20 protein-coding genes and 1 pseudogene are annotated in these 19851 nt (G+C 62.5%); 8 read left to right on the top strand and 13 right to left on the bottom strand.

What is annotated here, in order from left to right; translation table 11 throughout:
• Positions 1–9 precede the first annotated feature (9 nt).
• The 6 genes from QMZ16_RS13805 (at position 10) to QMZ16_RS13780 (ending at position 5718) form a co-directional block, all read left to right on the top strand.
• Positions 10–267, top strand: a complete 258-nt coding sequence (locus QMZ16_RS13805; protein ID WP_282603661.1) for a VirB3 family type IV secretion system protein — start codon at positions 10–12, stop codon at positions 265–267.
• Complete coding sequence (locus QMZ16_RS13800) at positions 260–2602, top strand: hypothetical protein (protein ID WP_235674160.1); 2343 nt, start codon at positions 260–262, stop codon at positions 2600–2602. Before QMZ16_RS13805 ends, QMZ16_RS13800 begins: the two co-directional genes overlap by 8 nt.
• Positions 2599–2751, top strand: coding sequence for a hypothetical protein (locus tag QMZ16_RS13795; protein WP_209059476.1), 153 nt, complete (start codon positions 2599–2601; stop codon positions 2749–2751). The genes QMZ16_RS13800 and QMZ16_RS13795 overlap by 4 nt, the downstream gene beginning before the upstream one ends.
• A 680-nt stretch (positions 2752–3431) precedes the next feature.
• On the top strand, positions 3432–4178 hold the full coding sequence (locus QMZ16_RS13790) for an AAA family ATPase (RefSeq protein ID WP_282603660.1): 747 nt from the start codon (positions 3432–3434) through the stop codon (positions 4176–4178).
• Complete coding sequence (locus tag QMZ16_RS13785) at positions 4171–4806, top strand: hypothetical protein (protein ID WP_235674162.1); 636 nt, start codon at positions 4171–4173, stop codon at positions 4804–4806. Before QMZ16_RS13790 ends, QMZ16_RS13785 begins: the two co-directional genes overlap by 8 nt.
• A gap of 342 nt (positions 4807–5148) precedes the next feature.
• On the top strand, positions 5149–5718 hold the full coding sequence (locus QMZ16_RS13780) for a hypothetical protein (protein ID WP_235674163.1): 570 nt from the start codon (positions 5149–5151) through the stop codon (positions 5716–5718).
• Here the strand turns inward: QMZ16_RS13780 and QMZ16_RS13775 are convergent.
• The 8 genes from QMZ16_RS13775 to QMZ16_RS13740 all read right to left on the bottom strand — a co-directional run bounded on the left by QMZ16_RS13775 (position 5682) and on the right by QMZ16_RS13740 (position 10712).
• The gene (locus QMZ16_RS13775) at positions 5682–5849 is read right to left on the bottom strand and encodes a hypothetical protein (RefSeq protein WP_235674164.1); all 168 of its coding nucleotides are present in this window, start codon (positions 5847–5849) and stop codon (positions 5682–5684) included. The two genes, QMZ16_RS13780 and QMZ16_RS13775, sit on opposite strands and share 37 nt — an antisense overlap.
• Positions 5850–5860: 11 nt before the next feature.
• Positions 5861–6046 (bottom strand): hypothetical protein, encoded by a 186-nt coding sequence (locus tag QMZ16_RS13770; protein WP_235674165.1) that lies wholly within the window; start codon positions 6044–6046, stop codon positions 5861–5863.
• On the bottom strand, positions 6043–6936 hold the full coding sequence (locus QMZ16_RS13765) for a zincin-like metallopeptidase domain-containing protein (RefSeq protein ID WP_235674174.1): 894 nt from the start codon (positions 6934–6936) through the stop codon (positions 6043–6045). Before QMZ16_RS13765 ends, QMZ16_RS13770 begins: the two co-directional genes overlap by 4 nt.
• Before the next feature lie 442 nt (positions 6937–7378).
• Complete coding sequence (locus QMZ16_RS13760) at positions 7379–7684, bottom strand: hypothetical protein (protein ID WP_235674166.1); 306 nt, start codon at positions 7682–7684, stop codon at positions 7379–7381.
• 270 nt (positions 7685–7954) lie between these two features.
• The gene (locus QMZ16_RS13755; protein WP_235674167.1) at positions 7955–8743 is read right to left on the bottom strand and encodes an N-6 DNA methylase; all 789 of its coding nucleotides are present in this window, start codon (positions 8741–8743) and stop codon (positions 7955–7957) included.
• 62 nt (positions 8744–8805) lie between these two features.
• On the bottom strand, positions 8806–9417 hold the full coding sequence (locus QMZ16_RS13750; protein WP_235674168.1) for a hypothetical protein: 612 nt from the start codon (positions 9415–9417) through the stop codon (positions 8806–8808).
• Position 9418: 1 nt separating this feature from the next.
• The gene (locus QMZ16_RS13745; protein ID WP_235674169.1) at positions 9419–10045 is read right to left on the bottom strand and encodes a hypothetical protein; all 627 of its coding nucleotides are present in this window, start codon (positions 10043–10045) and stop codon (positions 9419–9421) included.
• Between the two features lie 475 nt (positions 10046–10520).
• Complete coding sequence (locus QMZ16_RS13740; RefSeq protein WP_235674170.1) at positions 10521–10712, bottom strand: hypothetical protein; 192 nt, start codon at positions 10710–10712, stop codon at positions 10521–10523.
• Between the two features lie 721 nt (positions 10713–11433).
• Here QMZ16_RS13740 and QMZ16_RS13735 point away from each other — a divergent pair.
• The gene (locus tag QMZ16_RS13735) at positions 11434–12150 is read left to right on the top strand and encodes an abortive infection family protein (RefSeq protein ID WP_282603659.1); all 717 of its coding nucleotides are present in this window, start codon (positions 11434–11436) and stop codon (positions 12148–12150) included.
• A 557-nt stretch (positions 12151–12707) separates the two neighbouring features.
• Here the strand turns inward: QMZ16_RS13735 and QMZ16_RS13730 are convergent.
• The 4 genes from QMZ16_RS13730 to QMZ16_RS13715 all read right to left on the bottom strand — a co-directional run bounded on the left by QMZ16_RS13730 (position 12708) and on the right by QMZ16_RS13715 (position 16078).
• Positions 12708–13184 (bottom strand): hypothetical protein, encoded by a 477-nt coding sequence (locus QMZ16_RS13730; RefSeq protein WP_235674172.1) that lies wholly within the window; start codon positions 13182–13184, stop codon positions 12708–12710.
• A gap of 3 nt (positions 13185–13187) precedes the next feature.
• Complete coding sequence (locus tag QMZ16_RS13725) at positions 13188–13421, bottom strand: hypothetical protein (protein ID WP_235674130.1); 234 nt, start codon at positions 13419–13421, stop codon at positions 13188–13190.
• A 72-nt stretch (positions 13422–13493) separates the two neighbouring features.
• On the bottom strand, positions 13494–15344 hold the full coding sequence (locus QMZ16_RS13720) for a ParB/RepB/Spo0J family partition protein (protein WP_235674131.1): 1851 nt from the start codon (positions 15342–15344) through the stop codon (positions 13494–13496).
• Between the two features lie 260 nt (positions 15345–15604).
• Positions 15605–16078, bottom strand: a complete 474-nt coding sequence (locus tag QMZ16_RS13715) for a DUF3768 domain-containing protein (protein ID WP_235674133.1) — start codon at positions 16076–16078, stop codon at positions 15605–15607.
• Positions 16079–17210: 1132 nt separating this feature from the next.
• Between QMZ16_RS13715 and QMZ16_RS13710 the strand changes: the two genes are divergently transcribed.
• Entirely contained in the window at positions 17211–19217 is a 2007-nt protein-coding gene (locus tag QMZ16_RS13710; protein WP_235674135.1) for an AAA family ATPase, read from the top strand.
• Between the two features lie 136 nt (positions 19218–19353).
• On the opposite strand, the pseudogene QMZ16_RS13705 reads toward QMZ16_RS13710, so the two are convergent.
• Positions 19354–19560 (bottom strand): annotated as a pseudogene (locus QMZ16_RS13705) (transposase); the annotation flags it as partial.
• Positions 19561–19851 lie beyond the last annotated feature (291 nt).

Raw genomic sequence — 19851 nt, 5'->3', positions numbered from 1 at the left:
CGGGAAAACGTGTATATCCAGGGGCTCAACCGGCAGGCCAGATTCTTTGGTCTGCCTCTGCCCTTGGCCGGGCTGGCCTTCATTCCGCCGTTCCTCACGTTCATCTTCCTCGACAGCCTTTGGTATCTCTGGGCGATCCCCCTTCTCTGGGCGGCTCTCTGGGCCGCCTCGGTCATCAATCCACATTTCGGGCGCTTCATCGCGGTCGTGACCTCGCGCACGCCTGAGCGGCTTCTGCGCGCCAGTTCTGGATCACGGTATGAATGATATTATCCCCAGTCCGATCCGGGCACTGTTCGGTGGCGCCCGCGACCTCGAAGACATGCTTCCCTATCTCTTCGAGGAAAATAACCATGCCATCGCCACGCGCAGCGGGGCACTGGTCTCGGTCGTGAAAATTGCGGGCGTCAATCCGTTCACGGCAAGCGAAAGCGAACTGGCCCATATCAACGACCGTCTGGCCGAGTTGGTGGACAAGTCCGGAAACAATTTCAGTTTCCACTTCCACAAGATCAGGTCGGCCTATCACGACTTCGACTATCAGCCGAAAGCCTTCGCCGAACCCGGCTTCGGTGAGGAACTGGACCGTGCCTGGCGCGCGAACATCACGTCGGCGGGCCTCTGCGTCCCGGTGTTGTTCCTCTCGGTGATCGAGCGCAAATCTATGGCGGAACGGATGCCTATCTTCGGCGGCTTTCTCAGTCGTGGGCGTCACGATACCCTGCCCGAGCGCCTGTCCGATCTTGCAGAACTCGCCCAAAGCGTGGCCGAGACCCTGGGCGACGGCTCAGAGCTTCTGGCGATAGACGACGGCACGCTGACCGGGTTTCTGCGCGCCATTTCCACGGGCATCTATGCGCCGCTGGCCCGGTCCGAGACCGGCACCATCGTGGACGATATCCGCACGCCCATCGAGATCTACGACCGGGCCGTGGAAATCGGCGACGACTTCGAAACGCGATACGCCTCGGTGATCAGCGTGGCGAACCTCTCGCCCCAGACCCATGGCGGCATTCTCGACACGCTCTATACAGATCCCGATATCCTGATCTCCTGCACCTACCAGCCGCTTCTGCCCGACCTGATCTCGGCCAAGGCGACAACCCGGCTTGAGCAGACGCTTGAGGAAAGCGCCGGCGGCAAGATCGCCGCGCAGCTTCAGGAAGCAGCCGAGGATCTGCAAATGGGCCAGATGGGCTTTGGCGACAGCCAGACCATCGTCACTGTCTATGCCGCAACCCCCGATGCTCTCAAACGCAAGGTGACCGCGGTCACGGCCATCCTGCGCTCGAAGAAGCTCAAGATCGTCGTCGAAAAGCAGGGGCTGGCCGCTGCATGGTTCGCGCGGTTTCCGGGCAATCACGAGTTCCAGAAACGCCCGCTGACCATCTCCAACCGGAATTTTTCGGACTTCGCCGCGCTGCACATGGTCCGGCTCGGCAAGCCCGCCTCCGAATGCTATTGGGGGACGCCGATCACGACCTTCAAGAGTTGCGCCAATTCACCGTATGACTTCTCCTTCCATGGTCGCTTCGCCCATGCGGAGTCCGAGCCGCCGTTCGCCAGCACCCTGATCGTCGGCCCGCCCGATGCGGGCAAATCAACGATCATGGCCTTTCTGGCCGCACAGGCACGGCGTACCGGATGCAGGATCATCGCCTTCGACAAGGACCAGTCGCTGGAAATGCCCCTGCGCGCACTTGGCGGCACCTATACCGCCGTGCGCGCAGGCCGGAATACCGGGCTTAACCCGCTCGCCTCGGAAACTGACGAGGAAGGTCAGGCATGGCTGCGCAGCTGGCTGACGGCGCTTCTGGAACGCAAGGGGCACCAGCTTTCGGTCAGTGATTCCGAGAAACTGGCGCGCACAGTCGAAAGCAACGCGACGGCCCTTCCGTCCTTCCAGGACTTCACCAACTTTACGACGCGGTTCCGCTCCTTCGAGGGCGATATCGGCGGACGTGTCGGCGAATGGTCCCCCAACGGTCAGTATGGCTGGGTCTTTGGCCAGGACAGCGCCCCGATCGTGGATTTCAGCGCCTCCGATATCGTTGGCGTCGATATGACCGCGCTTCTCAACATGGAGATCGAGCGGACCGCATTGCTCGCCTATCTCTTCCGGCAGATCGAAAAGACCGTCAGCGCCCGCACCCCGACCCTTCTGGTTCTGGAAGAGGCCGGCGTGTTCCTCGACGATCTCTACTTCCAGCGCGAACTGAAGACCTGGTTGGCGACGCTGCGGAAGAAAAACGTCGTCGTGGTCATGCTGGTGCAATTCGTCTCGCAGATCAGGGATTGCGCTGCCGGGGCCTCGATCCTCGAAGGTTTGCAGAACCAGCTGATCCTCCCGCACCACCAGGCAGGTCGCGACAGTTATGACGGGTTGGCGCTGTCTGACGCCGAACTGTCCTTCCTGCTCGGCTCGCAGGCCGGCGGCCGCCGGGCGCTGTGGCGCGACGGACAAAGCTCGAACATTCTCGACACCGATCTTTCGGCCCTCGGGCCCTATCTCAGCGTCCTCGGTGGCGGTCGTTCTGCGGAACGGCGCTTCGGCAGCAACTGGCGCGACAAACCCGATTTCTGGAAAGGAAACACGGCATGATCCGCATCGTGATGAGCCTCCTTCTTGCGCTGGCAGTGGCAGGCTGTGCCGCTCAAAGCGGCGAGTTGTCCGAACGCCGCTCGAATTGCTTCGGCAAGCTGAAGCCCGGCGCGCTCAGCTCGGCGCTGGTGGAAGTGCCAAAGGCATGATCCGGACCCGGCGCCTAGTACTCGGCCTCATGCTCGGGGCCTCCGTGGCGAGTCTCACGCTCGCCCAAGGGGTTCCTGCCAACCGCTTGCTTCTGTTCTTAGATCCAAATAGCACGAACAGCGTGGGTTCCATAGCCTTTTTTCCACGCGCCGAATGCCCGGCTGAGGCCAAGCCGTCGACTGAAACGCGCTGCCAGACGGCCGCTAGTGCGCCCTGGCAGCCGCAAAAACAGATCTGGCTGGTTCGGTCCGCGCGAGGCCCTTAACATCCGCTACAGGCCAAAATAGAGCCTTTTTGCAGTTATTGCGTTTAGCGTTCAACGTATCGCGTTTTGCGTTACGGGGCATCGGCTTGGCGTTCTGGCTTTCGTGTTTATGCTTTAAGCTTGTGGTTTCCCCGTTGTTCGTTTCAGTTTTTGGGTATCCGTTTGCCCGTTTCGGTTACGGCGTTCAGCGTTTTCGCTATCGCGTCCTGCGTTCCACGGTTTGCGCTCCACGGTTTGCGTTCGATGTTTCGCTTTTTGGTTTAATAGGATGGCGTTTTCCTTTATGTGTTCGGCGTATACGGTTTCGCGCTTTGTGTAATGCGTTCGGCGGTTCGCGTTACTAAGCCGTGGATGCAGTGATCGGCGGCATGACTTGAGAGCAAAGCGCACCGAAAAATGAGCAGGGGCGATGAAATGGAAGAGAAGAAAGAAGACGGCCCGAACGGCATCCGCGTCGTCATGGTGATGAACAGAAAAGGGGGCTGCGGGAAATCGACTCTTGTGAAAGGTCTTGCCAGCGCCGCCGCCGAACGCGGGGAAAGCGTCACGATCTTCGATACAGACAGTAGCGAAAGCGCCTACCAGTGGATGCTCAATGCCAAGGAGCTGGGAAATTGGGCAGGGGACGTGACGGTCATCAAATCTCTGGACAGCGCCGAAATCGGTGAAACCATCGACCGACTATTTGACATGCCCGATCAGGAGCACCTGGTCCTGGTCGACACTTTTGGTGGAGCCTCAGAGGCCATCGACGACCTTGCAATGATCTCGCATTTCATCGTGATCCCATCGAAGTTGTCGCGGTCCGACGTCACCGAAACCACGCAAACCCTGAAATGGCACGCGAACCTTAAAAGGCGGGCCGCGGACCCGGCCGCTGTCCCGCCGAGCCGCGTCATGCTGAGCGCAGTTCCCGTACGCCGGAATGAAGCCGAAGAGACGGCTTACATGCATATCATGACGACGATGCCGACACTCACCGAACCGGTGATGCAGCGAGCGGCCTATGTCCGCATGGACCTTGAAGGAATGCTTGGTGCCATTCGGGATAACTTGGTCAACAAGGCGAACGCTAAGCACATGGATGTGGCAATTGCCGAGATGGAAAGCGTTCTGGGTGCCATAGACGAGATCATCAAGAAGGGGCAGGCCGATGGCTGAACGAAAGCGTTTCACTCCGGTCGTCAAGCCGGATGAGGACTATACCAAGCGCATAGAGCGCAAACCGGCTGCGCAGAAATTCATGTTTCGCGAAGATCCGGAAGAGATCGAGGCTCCCCTGGAAGCCGAGCCAGCCAAAGATGACAAGCCGCACACAAAGGCTCCGCCCTCCTCCACGCTCGAACAATCAGACGAGCAAAAGAGCGAAGGCGCTGCCAGAGAACCGGCCGCGCCGAAATCCGCGAGATCCGTGGAAACACCAACGACGACAGCGAAGCTGCGTTTGCATATCGCTGTTCCCGCAGAGCTTGCCGCTCGGGCGAATAGGGCAGCTGAAAAGGCGCGCTGTCCTGCAAGAAAGGTTGCGCTGGCCGCACTCAATGAAATCAAGCCGTCATTGCTGGAACGCCTGAACAGCATCCGTTACGGCCAGATTGAGCCTGAACGGCAGGAAAATGTTGGATTCAGCATCAGCACAACTTGGCAGATCCCGGCGAAAACAGAGACGCACCTGAAGTCAGAACTGGATCCCGTTGGGATTGGGCAGGTTAACCGGCTGGTCAGCCACTGGATTCGCGGACAGTTCCTGGATCACTTCGAGAAATATCTGAAGAAGCTCGGGCACTAGGGAACAACCAAACCCTTGGTCCGAAGAGCTAAGGGGCTTTGCCCCTCGCGCCGGCAAGGACAATAGACAGAACCGTGTCCTCGGCTTCGCCTGCGGGCCGCACCACTTCCGTCGATTGTCCTTGCCTCTGCTACCCCCACTCTCGGCGAGGCCAGACCCCGAAAACCGAAGTTTTCGGGGCAGGCTCCATTTGGGGCACCCCGACGGAGACTGGAGGCGCAGATGACCGATCAGGGCGGGGATGATTGCCAGGCGGAAGGGCAGGGGGGCCGGTTATCTCGGCTGGAACGGTTTCAGAACCTGCTGGACGCGATTGAAGCATGTGACTAGCAGGATGCGGAGATGGTCATGTCCACCGTCCTGGAGGAAGCCCGCGCGGATGCACCACTGGTGCCATTTGGCGATATCGAAGACGATGCGGAGTTCTGGGCTGCGATGGCGACATATGAGGAACTGCGCGCGTATTTCCTGGCCTGTGGAAAGCGCCTCGCGCGCCGGCAGCTCGGCCGCCGTGGAAAGATCCGGTTGGCGCAGCTGCTGCTTGCTGACCTGCCCGATGAAGACCGCAGGGCCGTGGTTGCCTCGACCCGGTCTGGCGGCGCCGGCCGCAGGTTATCCAGCCCGAACGCCGCAAGGCGGAAGGGCCTTGCAGATGAACGAGCGGGACGCGCCCCCAATGAGCGAAGGGACGCGAGGAAATCTGTGGGTAACATGCCGGGCGGCACAGCCATCGAAGCCCGTGACGTGGCGCAAGCCGCGTCTCCGCTTCCGGCGCTGCGCCAGCGGCGTCGGCGCGGCCAGGAGGGGCGGCGCAGCCGTCAATCCTGGCCGCGAAAATCACCCCCGGCCAGAACCCTGCTGGCCGGGGATCGTCCTCAGTTGATTTCCTCGATGAAGCGTTCGCCCCGATAGGGGTCGATCTCGTAAATCAGGACCGCGATGCCGAACCGTTCCGCTCGTTGCCGTGCTCTGTGGCGGGCGTCTTCCAGCGTATCGCAGGGGATCGGCAGATCGTCGGGATGGTCTCGCAACTCATAGATCATGGCGTCGCCCTCTAAAGCTCGATGCCGGGTTTCAGATTGCCGTCGCGGTCGAGCCAGCCGCGCGCCTGCGCGCAGTCCATGCAGATACAGGTTCCGACCGGAGCGGCGGGCAGGACGACCGGCGCAAGCATCACCACCGGGTTGACACTGCCGCATTTGCGGCAGGTCAGGACGGGCAGGGGGGTCGGGCCGCTCATGCGGCGGCCCTTTCCTCGATCATCCCGGCGGGTGCGGTTTTTATGAGCCAGTCGGTGGCCTTCTGGGCCTCGGTCGCGGCCTTGAAAATCATCCGCTTGTCGTCTTTCAGCGCGCGCAACCACGACTCACAATAGGCGGCGGATTGTCCGAAATCAGGCGTCAGGCCGAGTTGCGCGCAAACCATGACCTGCCCCAATTCGGCGCATAACTCCTCGAAGGCATAAGCTGCCCGGTCGCTGAACCGGCTGAAGCGGTCCAGCCGGTGCCCTGCGCCGCTGGCATGGCAATATTCATGGGCGAGGGTGGTATAATATCCGCCCGCATCGTGAAATGTCGAAACCGGCGGCATATGCACGAAATCACCGGCGATATCGTAATAGGCGCGCGGATCGTCGCTGGTGCGGCGTTCGATCCCGGTCGCGTCAAAGAACGCCTCAAGCGCCGGATCTGCCTCGGTGCCGAGATCGCGGGGTTCCTCGATGGGTGCCCCATGATAGGCTTCGGGCAATCCGTCGATCTGATCGGCGTTGAACACCCGGTAGGACTTGGCATAGCCGATGGTCTTTTCCTCGCCGGTCTCGGGGTCTTCACGGTCCACGGTGCCATATTTGACGACGATGGCGGATTTCTCACTCTTGCGGACCTGTCCGCCAGCCTCCTGCGCCTGCCGATAGGTGAACCAGTAGGGGCTGCGGAAACCCTTTTCGGCCGCCTCTGACCACAGCATCAGAATGTTGATGCCCCTGTAAAACTCGCCGGTGCTGCGCCGGGGGAAGGGGATTCCGCCAGCATCGCCGGTCCAGGGCTTGCGCCATGCGGGCGTGCCAGCCTCGATGCTGGCAATGATCTGATCGGTGACACGCTGATAGATATCGAACTTCGCTGCCATGTCGGCCTCCTTTGCGACGGGCGGGGCGGGCTTGGTGCCTGCTTTCCGCCGATGGGCGAGACCTCTCTGCTTGTCGTCGAAAGGCCCCATGCCTTTCGGACGGCAAAGCGGGGAGGGCGCAGCCCTGCCCGCGGCCGGGGGGATGACTGTCACGGGGTCGGGAAGGCGGGGTGGTGCGGCCCGCAGGCGCAGCCGAGGACACGGCCCGCCTGGACGACGACGCGCGGCACGCGCGGCGCTGGCCCCTTGACCGGCAGCCCCCCGGATGCGTGGCGGACAAAAGGAAACGGAAGGATCGTCGGGGCGGGGGTGAGCGCGGGCGCAGGCCGCGTCGATCCCCCGGCACGTCCTCAGCCCGTCATGGCCCGCGCCCTCGCGCGGGCCGCAGATTTGCTGCTGAACCACTGATGAGGGGGTCGGCTATGCGGGACGAACTGGACCTTCAGGGGCGTGTCAAATGCCGATAAACCAGCATTAGGTGCAGAAGATGCGCTGCGAGAAAAGCGACCGCCACTAACGCTGCGATATGACCTTCAGCCCGCCCCGCGACCATAAAAATGAACCCCGTGACCGAAATTGCCAAAAGTGGAGTGAAGGCTAAAGCGGCAACTCGGGGCGCGAACCACATAGGTTTGCCGGCCAAGTCCCATTGCATCGGTAAGTTCGCCGCTTTCGGGAATCTTTGATTTGCGACTACAGATGACAGAACAACAGCCAACATAACAGAGGTGCAGAATGCAACGATCATGCCTTTGGAACCCTTGGTAGCACAGGAACAATGACGCTTCTCTTGGGATCGGGCAACGGTAAGTCAGGGCTCTTCGCGTCGTTCTGCCGATCGGATTTTCCCCGAAACGATCCCAAGAAATTGTGGATAAGTTTGCTGGCAAAGAAAGGGGCCGCCCGAGGGCGGCCCAGTTGAACCTTCGTCGCAGAAGGATTTGAACAATAGAGAAACGAATGCCAAAAAATATTCAGCAGGATCGAGCGTAAACGGCTGATCTGCCTGCGTCAATCGTCATTGCCAGACGGCGCGAGCGGTCGCCGGCACTGAGCCGCGCAGCAGCTCCTGGCGCATCACCTGCGCGGCCTTTTCGGCTTCCGCCGCCTGCCGTTCGGCCTCGCGCTGCTTGGCGAAAGGGTGGCCGTTCAGCGCATGGAACACAGGCGCGGCAGGGGTGAATGCCTGATCGAAGCTTTCCAGCGAGAGACTGTTGCCGTGAATGACGCGACCGGCGACACCGCGCGCGGCGATCTGGACATAAGCCATGTGAAACGTCGCGCGGGACAGCTCGACGGCCTCGACCCAGATATGGCGGGCCGGGTCGAAACCCTGTTCCTCGATCACATCGGCGACGGCCAGCACCATGCCGCCCGCGCCAGCGGCGGGTTCCGAGATGGTGATGAACCCCTGCGCCTCGATCTGGGCCGCCACGTCGCCAAGGGTCATCATCGCCATCATGCGGCTGACCTCGTAGGGGGTAAAAAACTGGCCCATGCGGGCATCGAGCGCGCCGATCTCCGCCGCAACCTGGCCGAAGAAATCGACGCCACCGGCGGCGATGGTGTGCAAGGCCAGGGCCATCATGTCCGGCATCCGGCGCACATCGTCCTTGTTCGGGAACAACCCGACACAGGACATGTAGTCGGCCTCCAGCCGGTCGCGCTGGTCGGGGAAGGGCGAGGCACGCTTTGCCAGGGCGCAATACGCCATTTCGCAGAAGATGCGGAAGATCTCGGTTCGGGTCTTCGAGCGGTCGAAACTGTCGAGCGCGCGCAGGAAGGCGGTCACGGCGGGATAGGCCATGTGATATTCCTTGAGATACGGGGGAACGCGCGCCGCGCCCGCCAGGGCGCGGCGCAGGACGGTCAGATGCGGGACCAGTCCCGCGCCATGACAAGGCTGATCCGGCAGTCCTTCCCGGTCTCGATGCAGGTAAAGAAGGTGGTCGCGCGGTTCGCGCCGGGGAAGCGCTCCTTCTTCACGCGGAAGGTGCAGCCCTCGGTGCCATCGCTGAACCGCAGCGGCTCGGCAAAGCGGATCACGTCACCGGGCTTCAGGCGGCGGCCTGTTCGGGCCGCGTGATCGCGGCACCGCTGCCGCCAGTCGGTCGCATGATCATTGACCGTCTCCGACAGCAACGACAGCAGCTTTTCCGGGGCATGGGCGGCGGCATCCGTGGGGCCGGCGGTCTCCGCCATCGACTTGTAGCCCCACTCACCGCCCTTGGTCGATGTCAGGAAGATCGCGGCAAAGACATAACCGCCGGTTGCGTCGGTCACGTAGTCGCCATAAGGGCAAAGCCCGTCCTCGCGTCGGCCAGAGGTCTTGGGTTCCGACCTGACGGCTGCATACCAGACCGATCCCTTGTGGCTGATCAGCACGGGATAGCTGCGGCGCTCTTCATCCTCGCCGCCACAAAGCCGGGCGATTTCGTCGCGGATGCAGGCCGGGGTGTGGTTATAGATAAGCCAGCCCATATCAGCCCCTCCGCTTTTCGATAGCGGCGCGGATCTGTTCGCGCAGATAGGTCAGGGGATGATTATCGGCGTCGTCGTCGCGCGCAGCATCGGCGCTCTGCTCGGGGATCTCGTCGTGGATGCGCTCGGCCAGCAGGTCCACCAGATCGGGCAGGCGGGTATTGGCATAGGCATGGGACAGATCGCGATACTCGACCAGTTCGCCGGTCAGATCCACGATCCGGGCGAGGGATTCGCCGATATCGTCCGACTCCGCATCATGGACGATCTGCCATTCCTGCGCCTCGCGATGAAACCCATAGACCGACCAGAACGCATGTTCGCCGGGATTGCAGACCTCGATGCTGCCGCCCATGTCGCGGACGGGCGAGACACAGAAGCCGGAAAAGTCGAAGACGGTGGTGCCGGACGGCAACCCGTTCCAGTCCTGCGCCAGCGCGGCTTCATCAATGCGCTGGCCCGCCCCCAGATACTGAACGGCGCTGACCCATTTGGCCTTCACCTGCGCCTTCTCGCGCAACTCATCGAGGGTGAATGTGCCGAGATATTCCCCGGTCACATCGAATGCGGCCCAGAGATTGAGCCAGCGGCCTTCGTTCCGGGTCAGCTTGTCAAAATTGCGTAGCATCTCGCATCGTCCTTCTTTTGCGACGGGCGGGGCGCGGGCTTGGTGCCTGCTTTCCGCCGATGGGCGAGACCTCTCTGCTTGTCGTCGAAAGGCCCCATGGCTTTCGGACGGCAAAGCGGGGAGGGCGCAGCCCTGCCCGCGGCCGGGGGGATGACTGTCACGGGGTCGGGAAGGCGGGGTGGTGCGGCCCGCAGGCGCAGCCGAGGACACGGCCCGCCTGGACGACGACGCGCGGCACGCGCGGCGCTGGCCCCTTGACCGGCAGCCCCCCGGATGCGTGGCGGACAAAAGGAAACGGAAGGATCGTCGGGGCGGGGGTGAGCGCGGGCGCAGGCCGCGTCGATCCCCCAGCACGTCCTCAGCCCATCATGGCCCGCGCCCTAGTGCGGGCCGCGAATGATCTGTCTGGCCGCAGGCCGTCGCGGCAGCGACTGGATGGAACGGCAAGGGGGCGGCTTTCGCCGCCCCCTTGCCGTTACTCCTGGTCGTCCGACCGTTTTGGGAAGGCGACCATATCGACGCCGGGGAACATGCTGTGGCGGACCTGGATCGAGGTGATCTCGCCGGCGGGGCTGCGGTTGATGAAGAGGACACCGCAGTCCTCCCAGAAGTTCTTGCCGTCCTTCTCGCCGGTTTTGACGCGGAGCTTCATGTTTTCGGTGGCCATTGGATTTTCCTTTCCTGCCTGGCGTTTCGATGAAACCTCTGCGGACAGGGCAGACCGAGCGGCTGTCAAAGGCGAATTTGGGGCGCGAGGAATGGCCGCAGGCCAAGGGAAATTCGTCGTTGAAGGCCGAAGGCCGTCAGCCGCGCTGCCCTGTCATGTTTCATCTGGAAGAAACGCCCCTTGCAGGACAGGACCAACCGGCCACGGAGCCAGGCAATCGACCGAACCGGCAGCGAGAAGGGTGGCTAGGGCTGGGGCTGAGCATGTCATGTCCGGATCAACCGCAACCCCGCTGGCCTCACCCGAAACCGCCCTCGCCGCCAGCTGTTCCGGCAGAATGCTCGCGTGCGGGACGATGAATGACCGGGCTTGGCGAGGGGCCGAAAGCCTGCCCGATGATCCGGTTGTGCGCGAGGGCTGAAGGCCAACCCGCGCAAGTGACCGTCACCCGGATGGGCCGAGACCGGCGGGGCAGGGCGGTCAGGACCGGCGATCGAGGATCTGGCTCGGGACGAGACAGACCGCAGGCGCCGCAGCCGACCGCATCGCCCTGGCGGGCTTGGGTCGCGCGACAGCGCGACTGGGGCACGGTCGCCGGCCTGCCGGCGATGCGCCGTTGTCGCTCAACAGGGAATGAATATGGTGATGGAGGATCTGAAGCTGGCGGTAGAAGATGTATTTACAAAATGAGATTCCATCGTCGCGAATTGAGCAGGCGACAATGCTTGAGGGCCTGCTTACTGCGCGGGCTACAGGTGGTTCGGCAGACGACGGTGTTTATCAGCATCTCCGCCGCGAGTTCATGGCTGATCCTTTTCTCTGCGACCTGCTTCCACCGTTTGTAAGAACCTACCGAAATCTGTCCGCTTTCTGGCCCTATATTCAACGGGCGTCAGAAACCTATGCCGGACGGCGCGAGATCATCAACAAGGCTTTCACACCCTTGATGGATAGGCTTGAGGGCAGCAACACGGCACCCGGCGACAAGGTGGCGTCTGATGCCCTGGAGACATTCGACGTGGCGGGCGTTCATTCCGTATGGGGCAAGGCTATTGCCCGCCGCAGTACCGATCCGGATGGGGCAATCACGGTGGCACGAACGCTCCTTGAAACCGTGATCAAGCGTATCCTCGACGAATGTGGCGAAACCTATTCGGACAAGGACGACCTGCCAAAGCTATATGCCACTGTTGCGAAGCTGCTGAATCTTGCGCCGAACCAGCACACCGAAGAACCAATCAAGGCCATCTTGGGCGGTGCAATGAACCTTGTGAACGGCATCGGCACGTTGCGCAATCGCCTGTCTGACTCGCACGGGCGTGGGGGCAAATTGCCGATCAGGCCTTCACCTCGCCACGCCAGCCTTGCGGTCAACACGGCAGGGGCGATTGCCACGTTTCTTGTCGAAACCTACCAAGAGAAGTGGGAGGAGCCATAAAGCAATTGGCGCTTGAAACTAGCAGTTTCCCGTCCACTTCCAGTGGAAAACCTTCATCAGAGCGCTGCGCGGTCGGAGGATTCGGACATGCGAGGTCAGGGACGCCCGGCACGGGCGCTTGCAAGCCGCGCCCTTTCGGCGCGGCGCCGTCCTTGACCCGTGTGAAATAATCCAGAGACCGTGCGGGGTGGTGCGGCCTGGCCCCGGCCGATGTTCGGCCGGGTTAACAGCCGGGCACAATCGAAGCCGGTGCGTCCTGGTGCAACGAGCGGGTGGAGACGCCGCGCCGGGGGCGCGGCTCCGCGCGAAGCGCCGGCCCTGGCGATCCTTTCCCGGCGGATGCCGGGGGAGGGGGGCAGGGCAATTCAGCCCGACAGCAGCAGAGAGTGGATATCACATATCGGCTGGCAATCAGGGGTGGACGATAGCGGCAGGCGGAAAAAAGAGCGCCCCACGAAAATCGCGAGGCCAGTTGACCTTCGTCGCAGAAGGAAAAGGGTCAGTGCGAGAGGCGAAGAAAGAAACTTACAACAACCCTATGGCGAAGTAACGTAAAGTCAGCCACACTGAAAATCCTCCCTGTTGGACTGGCGGCAGGTCCGGCCTGCCGCCATTTCTTCAGAAGTTGCATGACCGCGCGGGTTCACGCGGCGCGGGGTGAAGGGCAGGGCATCGAGGGCGATGCGCCCGATTTCAAGACTATGCAGGAAATCCAGCAGATAGACCGGATCGGCAGGATAGGGTGCGCCGTTCCACGCGGCCCGGACCCGGCGGCGCTGCCTTGGTGGCATGGCGTCGATCAGGCGGCGGGCACGCCGCCACTGATCGGCGCGGCGCTGGCGGCTGCGGGCCTTCTGCGCCGCCCTGGCATTCACGCGGGCCTGCATCACATCATCGGGGCTTTTCTGACGGGCCGCGATCTCGGCGGCGAAGAGCGGCAGGGCCTCCCGGTCAGCTTTTTGTCTGCGGGCCAGCGCGGCCCGCTTGCGGGCGGTGTCGGTGAACGGGTGACGGGCCGATCTGATGAAGCGCATGGATCAGGTTCCCGTGGCGGATCGTGCGGCGACGGCCTCGATCCCGTCCCTGATGCGGCGCAGATCGGCGGCTTCCGCCTGATCGCCCTGCGCCACGGCGCGGGCAAGGTCGGTGTCCAACTGGTCGAGATTGTCTCTGGTGGTGGCGTATTCGCAGCCGATGGCATGGCCGACACGGTAGCCCCCGCCACAGGTGCAGGAAAGCCCGTGCCATGATCTTTCCCGTGCATAGTCCATCCGTGCTGTCCTTACTGAAACCGTGTTGCCGGGACCGGGGCGCGCGATCTTCGCGCGCGCGCCCCGCTGTTATCAGGCCATGCCCTCGGGCAGCCATGCCGCGATGCGGGCCTCCTGCGCCTCGGTGATCCCGAGCGCCTTGCGCGTGTCGGCATCACTGAACAGGGTTTCCAGCTTTGCCGCCTTCTCGCCCTTTTTCAGCTTGGCGAAGCTGGTGGCGGTGGGGTGATCGGCGGCGAGGTCCAGCAGATCGCACCACAGGTCGTTGAGGTAAGGGCTTCCAACGCGGGAAAAGAAGTTCGCGGCGGTGGGCGTCCAGACCTCGCGGATCGCGGGCTTGGTCTCCTTGTCGATCAGCGCGGCCAGTTCATCGGACCCGCCCCGGTAATGCGCGGCCAGCATCCGCACCAGTTCGCCCCGAACATGCTCGGCTCCCTTGGAACGGAAGGCGCGGAAGGATTTGGCAAGGTCCTTGCCATACATGTCGCGCGGCGGATTGGCGGTCAGGCGGTCGTCCAGCGCATAGCCCTCGGCCTCGGTCGTCGGCCAGTTCGGCACGTCCTCTGTCGCAAGCCCGAACGGCTTGCGCCAGGCAAGGCCGTGGCTCAACTGATAGGCCAGCAGGTCGATCAGCAGTTCGGGATCGCGCAGCGCCGCATTCTGCCGTGCGCCCTGCGCCACCCGGCCCAGATCGTCGCGCAGCGCGTTGCTGATGGGCGATTTCGGGGCGGCATCGACGGCGCTGCCGTCGCGGCTGCGGGCGGCATGTCCGGTCAGCACCTCTGCCGCAATCGCGGCCTCGCGATCCTCGGCCCGGATATAAGCCGCCTGCACGGTCAGTTCGCCGCGACTGTCCACGAACAAGAACAATCCGGCATGGTCGCGCTGCGCATCGGCGAAGTCGCCCCGCGCCAGTGTGTCCAGCGCATCCAGTTCCGCCTGTCCTTCCTCGTCCAGAGCCTCGGCCTCGGCCAGTTCCGACAATTCGTCGTAACGCTCGGCCTGTTCCTCGGACAGTTCGCCCTCGATCCGGTAAATGCGGTCCAGTTTCGAGGTCACATCATAGCTGATCCACGACTCCGGGGTGGTCTCGACCCACTTCCAGTCCTGCCCGATGGCCTCGGCGTCCATCGCCAGCTTTTCCGCGAACAATTGATCCAGCAATGCGCCATCGCCCAGAAACACCTCGTTTGCGAACAGGTCGCGGGTGATGGTGCCGCCTGCGCCTTCATAGGCGGCAAGCCCGACATAGACGGCGCGGCGGTCGGTGTGTCGGATCGCTTCGGGTTGCAGAAGCTGTTTCAGGCGGTGGGCCGACACGTCCTGACCGCGCACCCGGACCAAAGCGTCGAGCGCAAGCGCCTCGTCCTGGGCCACGGTGAAGCATTTCGCGGCCTCAAGGGTGATTTCGCCCGCTTTCAGCGCATCGAGGATCGAGGCGGGCAAAGCCGCGAGCGCAAGGCGGCGGTAAACATGCGCCTCGGTCACGGCGAACACGCGGGCAATGGCAGGCACATCGCTGCCCGTCTCGGCCATCCGGCCATAGGCGCGGATTTCATCGGCGGGATGCAAATCCTCGCGGGCCGCGTTCTCGACGCTGGCCCATGCCCGTGCGGTGGCCGCGTCGGGGGCCAGACGGACGGGGATTTCTGCCAGTTCCGGGCGGCGATCCAGCAGGTCGGCGTGTTTCTCGAAAGCGCGGATCAGGGCGCGCAGGCGGCGACCGCCCGCGACGATCCCGACATGTCCGGCCTCGTCGGCAAGGCCCGCAAGGTTCTGCAACAGGCCCACGGCCACGATGCTGTCGGCCAGTTGGTCGATGCGGTCGGCATCGACGTCCTGACGGGGGTTCATGTCCGAGAGATAGAGCGCATCCAGCGGGAAATACTGGATCGGGGCGGTGGTGATGGCACCTTGTTTCATAGGTCTTTTCCTTGTTTGCGACGTTGTGTTCGTGTTATCGGTGCCTCACCCGTGATCGGGTGAGGCGAGGGGGTCACATGGCCCCGTGCTGGGTCAGGAAGGCGTGGCCGATCTTGGCGGAGTGACCGCCCTTCCTGATGAGCGCCCACGCTTCCGCGATCCGCGCCTCAAGCCATTGATTGATTGTTCTCACCTCCTTTCCGGTTGCTGTTGCGCTTGGCCGGCCCACCCGGAGCATGAAGTGGGCCGGGTTCGGGGGTTCAGTAATCGGAGGGAAACATGATGGTCAGGACGCGCCGGGTCGCGGCGGGGTTCGCGGGGTCAGGCGAGCCGTAGACCAGTTCCTCGTCGTAAAGGTCGATCTTCCAGAACAGCTTGACGGTCAGCACGGTGACGGTGCCGAAACCATGATCCCCGTAAGGGTCATTGTCCGGGGTGAACTCGCTATCCCCGGCCACTGCCATGAGTGCGGCGGTCACGAAATCCCGGCCCATGCCGTTGACGGCAGAGGTCACGACAACCTGTCCGCGCAGATCGCTTGCGGTCCCGGTGATTATACCCGCCCGAAAACGGTCGTTCTGTTCCGCGATCTTCACGGCCTCGGCGGTCGGGAAACCGTAATCGGGCGCGGCAGCATGACAGTGCGGGCAATGGCTCGGCCCGGTCAGGGCGGTGATGATATTCCCGCAGGCGGTGCAGCAAAAATCGACGGCAATGGTATCTTCGGCCAACATGGGCATCGTCCTTCTCTTGCGACGGGCGGCGCGGGCTTGGTGCCTGCTTTCCGCCGATGGGCGAGACCTTTCTGCTTGTCGTCGAAAGGCTCCATGCCTTTCGGACGGCAAAGCGGGGAGGGCGCAGCCCTGCCCGCGGCCCTGGGGCTGACTGTCAAGGCTCGGGAAGGCGGGATGGTGCGGCCCGCAGGCCAAGCCGAGGACACGGTCCGCCTGGACGACGACGCGCATCGCGCGGCGCTAGGCCATTGACCGTCAGACGCAGGGATGCGTGGCGGACAAAAGGAAATGAAAGGATCGTCGGGGCGGGGGTGAGCGCGGGCGCAGCACGCGTCGATCCCCCGCCACGTCCTCAGTCCATCATGGCCCGCGCCTGCGCGCGGGTCTCCGGGTTCCTTCTACAGCGGACCACCGAACCCGGCTCGTTTCGCGTTATGCGTTCCGCGTTAATCGTAATGCGTAATTCGCTATCCGCCGCTCGCTGTCCGCCATCCGTCGATTGCCGAACGGCATCGTAGGTGCCCGATCGCCACCCGGCGCATCGCTCGATCCTTGTTGTCTCGCTCTGCGCCTTGCGCCTGCATCAGCGGTCCCGCCCGACAGGGCCGAGATCGTCGGGGCAGGGCGCGCAGGACCGGGGTTCGGGGGGGGGCGGCTCGGGACGAGACGTTCAACCGGACGCCGCAGCCGCGCGCTTCGACCCGATCAGCTCGGGTGGAGGCCGAAGGCCGGAACCGGGGGCGCGGCCCGAAGGGGACGCTCAAAGGCATTTGACAGCTCACCGCCAATGCAGTCGTTCATGTAGCGAGCAGCGAAGGTCGGCTCCGAGCCCAGTTTTTCGGATGCTGCGCTGAGCATGAAGGGCGGCTTTGACGGAACGCGCTGCGGATGCAGCATCGTGTTCTTTATGGGCTTAGACTTCGCCGCCGGGGTGTTCTGAAAGCCAGAACGGACGCTGCTGCAACGGCAGAACCGTTTCGCCCGGCCTTCTCAATGGCGGTTAACAGGGTATAGCGCTACGAACGTTCCTTCCCGTCTCGATGCCAGTAGTACCCCTCGCTCCCATAACCTTTGAACCTCTTTTGTTCGGTGGTAGGTTGGGACGGGTTTTTGAAAGCAAGGCGGTAGTCGGATGAAATTAGTTAAGGCGCGTGTTCAGAACTACCGCAGTGTCCGGGATACAGGTGAGTTCGAGGTGGAGGATGGCAAGACGATCCTCGTCGGGCCGAACGAGGCCGGTAAGTCCGCCGTTCTCCAAGCTCTACAAAAGATCTCGCGGCCCGACGAGGTGAAGCCGTTCGATCAGCTTCGTGATTATCCGCGCGCGCTGCTCAACGACATCACAACGGGTAAGGTAAAGCCGACGAATGTTCCTGTCGCGACGGGTTGGTTCGCGCTCGACAAGGACGATTTGGCTGAGTTGCCAGCGTCGCTTCAGTCGAGCGAGATCACCTTTCGGTTCACTCGCTACCTTGACGATACGTTCGTAAACCAATTGGAAGGCGCGCCGGACGAGCCATCCTACGGTGAGCTGGAAGCCGATCTCGCCCGTCTCGTGCGTCATCTCGACGCTCAAGTTAGTGAGGAAGAGGTGAAACCAAGCGTGTCGCTATCCCAGGTCACGGACGGCTGGCAGAAGCACGCCATCGTTGCGGGAGACAAGGCGCAAGCCATGTCAAAGTGGCTCCGAGACATGCTTGCCGTTGTGAACGAAGATGACGAGCGCGAGAATGCCCGGTTAGCGAAGATACGGGACCGCGTGTCTATTTCCATCGACCGGGACGCCGCTGTCGCCATCCTGCGCAAGCGACTTCCGGTGTTCGTGCTGTTCAGCAACTACTTCCGGGTCCGCCCACTGATCCACCTCGGACATCTCGCGCAGCGGATCGCGAGCCAGGCGTTCGATGACGATCAATACGACTACGGGAATGTTTGCCTTTTAAAGTTGCTTGGCCTCGACGCGGCCAAGCTGTCCGAGATGGGCAAGACCGGCGTCGATGCGCGTGGGCAGCAGAGCGCGCAACTAGATTCGATCCGGGACGAGCTCGACGCGCGTCAGTATCAACTCAATGCGGCCAGCATCCGGCTGACGAAGGAGATCCGCTCGGCGTGGAAGCCGAAGGTCGACCGTGGCGAGGCCGACACCCTCCGCATCACCTCGGACGGCCAGTATCTCAAGGTCGTTGTAGTGGACGACCTAGGCGTCGAGGTCGAACTCGATCAGCGGTCGGAGGGATTTCAGTGGCTGGTGTCTTTCTTCGTGGTCTTCTTCGCTGAGGCTGAGGATAAGCATGAGAACGCCGTCCTGCTCCTCGATGAGCCCGGCCTGCATCTTCACGGACTTAAACAGCGAGACTTCCGCGACACCCTCTCTCGCCTCGCAGAAGGCAACCAGACGCTCTACACGACGCATTCACCGTTCCTCGTCGGACCTGACGAACTCGATCGCGTGCGCGTGGTGGAAATGACAGATCGGGAGGTCGGGACGAAAGTCCACACCAGCGTCACGTCGAACGATCCGGCTGCCTTGCTGCCGCTACAGGAAGCTCTCGGCTACGATCTTGCGCAAAGCCTCTTCTCCCAGCAGCGCAACTTCATCGTCGAGGGATTGACTGATTACTGGTATGTCGGTGCCATCTCGGAACTGTTCGAGGAGGCGGGGCAGGATGGCCTTCGGAAGAACATTGCCGTAATCCCGGCCGGAACGGCGGGCAAGGTCGTCTATTTCGCCACGATCCTCCACGCGCACAGCCTGAAGGTGGCCGCGCTTCTCGATTCCGACAGCGCGGGAGATTCTGCCGCCCAGCAAGAAACACTCGTTCATAGTATCGGGCACAAGGGTATTTTGCGCACGGCCGACGTGCTGGATGGGACAGTGACCAATCCAGAGATCGAGGATTTGCTGCGGACGACCTTGACCTCCGTTGCGAAGGACGAACTCGGCCATGAGCTACCGGCGGTAGCGGGCCACGCATCACGGTCGATGGCGTCGATCCTCAAGGCTGAGAAGCTGTCCAAGTATCAACTCGCCAAAGCATTCGTGCGGTGGTGCCGGAACCACAGCCTCGATGACTTGCTGGAGGAAGAGAGAGCAGCATGGGCAACGCTATTCGCGAAGGTGAATGGGGCGCTGAAGTAGCGCGCGCCGCCGCCTTTCTGGCCTAACGGTGTAACCAGACGTTCGTGCGGGCCGCAGCGAAAGCCCGGTTCGTCCCGCGATGCTGCCGTTCGGGCTATCCGCAGCCAAGGTCGGGAACGAGCCCAAAATACCGGATTCTGCGGAGCGGCAGCTTGAACAGGACCTTGATCGATAGGCAGAACTGAATGGCCGCATCGGAAAACACCGCTGGCCGCTCGTCACGCGGCGCGCGCCACGTCATGTTCTTGTCGACCCAGATCAGCAACGATCCCCGTTTGCGCAACGATGTGTTGTAGCTGGACCAGTTCGTCGTGCGATAGCGGGCGGGTGATGGCTTGCTCATACATCGCGTCTAACCGCATGGCCTCACGATGTGAATCATCAGACGTCAGAGTTCTGAAACAACGCCCATGTACATGGAGAATGAAGGCATCAACTCAAAAAAATGGCAGGAGGGGATCGGCGTCGCGCTTACGGGCAGCACACCCGGCGAGAAACATGGCAACGGCGGCGGCGGTTAGCGTGTGCTTTTTCATTGAAAGTGGCTTTCCTTCAATGCCGCGCTGCAACGTTCGTTAATCGGATAATATGCCGACTGCGTGAATCTTGGACCGCATGGTGGTACCCAATCCAC

Source organism: Paracoccus sp. PARArs4, from assembly GCF_947311865.1.
Taxonomy (GTDB): Bacteria; Pseudomonadota; Alphaproteobacteria; order Rhodobacterales; family Rhodobacteraceae; genus Paracoccus; species Paracoccus zeaxanthinifaciens.
Note: the sequence above shows the minus strand (reverse complement) of the source record. Positions and strands in the feature narration are given on the sequence as shown.

Coding starts and splice junctions, on each gene's coding strand:
- QMZ16_RS13800 (WP_235674160.1), top strand. CDS start 260: ATGAATGATATTATCCCCAGTCCGATCCGGGCACTGTTCGGTGGCGCC.
- QMZ16_RS13795 (WP_209059476.1), top strand. CDS start 2,599: ATGATCCGCATCGTGATGAGCCTCCTTCTTGCGCTGGCAGTGGCAGGC.
- QMZ16_RS13790 (WP_282603660.1), top strand. CDS start 3,432: ATGGAAGAGAAGAAAGAAGACGGCCCGAACGGCATCCGCGTCGTCATG.
- QMZ16_RS13785 (WP_235674162.1), top strand. CDS start 4,171: ATGGCTGAACGAAAGCGTTTCACTCCGGTCGTCAAGCCGGATGAGGAC.
- QMZ16_RS13780 (WP_235674163.1), top strand. CDS start 5,149: ATGGTCATGTCCACCGTCCTGGAGGAAGCCCGCGCGGATGCACCACTG.
- QMZ16_RS13775 (WP_235674164.1), bottom strand. CDS start 5,849: ATGATCTATGAGTTGCGAGACCATCCCGACGATCTGCCGATCCCCTGC.
- QMZ16_RS13770 (WP_235674165.1), bottom strand. CDS start 6,046: ATGAGCGGCCCGACCCCCCTGCCCGTCCTGACCTGCCGCAAATGCGGC.
- QMZ16_RS13765 (WP_235674174.1), bottom strand. CDS start 6,936: ATGGCAGCGAAGTTCGATATCTATCAGCGTGTCACCGATCAGATCATT.
- QMZ16_RS13760 (WP_235674166.1), bottom strand. CDS start 7,684: ATGATCGTTGCATTCTGCACCTCTGTTATGTTGGCTGTTGTTCTGTCA.
- QMZ16_RS13755 (WP_235674167.1), bottom strand. CDS start 8,743: ATGGCCTATCCCGCCGTGACCGCCTTCCTGCGCGCGCTCGACAGTTTC.
- QMZ16_RS13750 (WP_235674168.1), bottom strand. CDS start 9,417: ATGGGCTGGCTTATCTATAACCACACCCCGGCCTGCATCCGCGACGAA.
- QMZ16_RS13745 (WP_235674169.1), bottom strand. CDS start 10,045: ATGCTACGCAATTTTGACAAGCTGACCCGGAACGAAGGCCGCTGGCTC.
- QMZ16_RS13740 (WP_235674170.1), bottom strand. CDS start 10,712: ATGGCCACCGAAAACATGAAGCTCCGCGTCAAAACCGGCGAGAAGGAC.
- QMZ16_RS13735 (WP_282603659.1), top strand. CDS start 11,434: ATGCTTGAGGGCCTGCTTACTGCGCGGGCTACAGGTGGTTCGGCAGAC.
- QMZ16_RS13730 (WP_235674172.1), bottom strand. CDS start 13,184: ATGCGCTTCATCAGATCGGCCCGTCACCCGTTCACCGACACCGCCCGC.
- QMZ16_RS13725 (WP_235674130.1), bottom strand. CDS start 13,421: ATGGACTATGCACGGGAAAGATCATGGCACGGGCTTTCCTGCACCTGT.
- QMZ16_RS13720 (WP_235674131.1), bottom strand. CDS start 15,344: ATGAAACAAGGTGCCATCACCACCGCCCCGATCCAGTATTTCCCGCTG.
- QMZ16_RS13715 (WP_235674133.1), bottom strand. CDS start 16,078: ATGTTGGCCGAAGATACCATTGCCGTCGATTTTTGCTGCACCGCCTGC.
- QMZ16_RS13710 (WP_235674135.1), top strand. CDS start 17,211: ATGAAATTAGTTAAGGCGCGTGTTCAGAACTACCGCAGTGTCCGGGAT.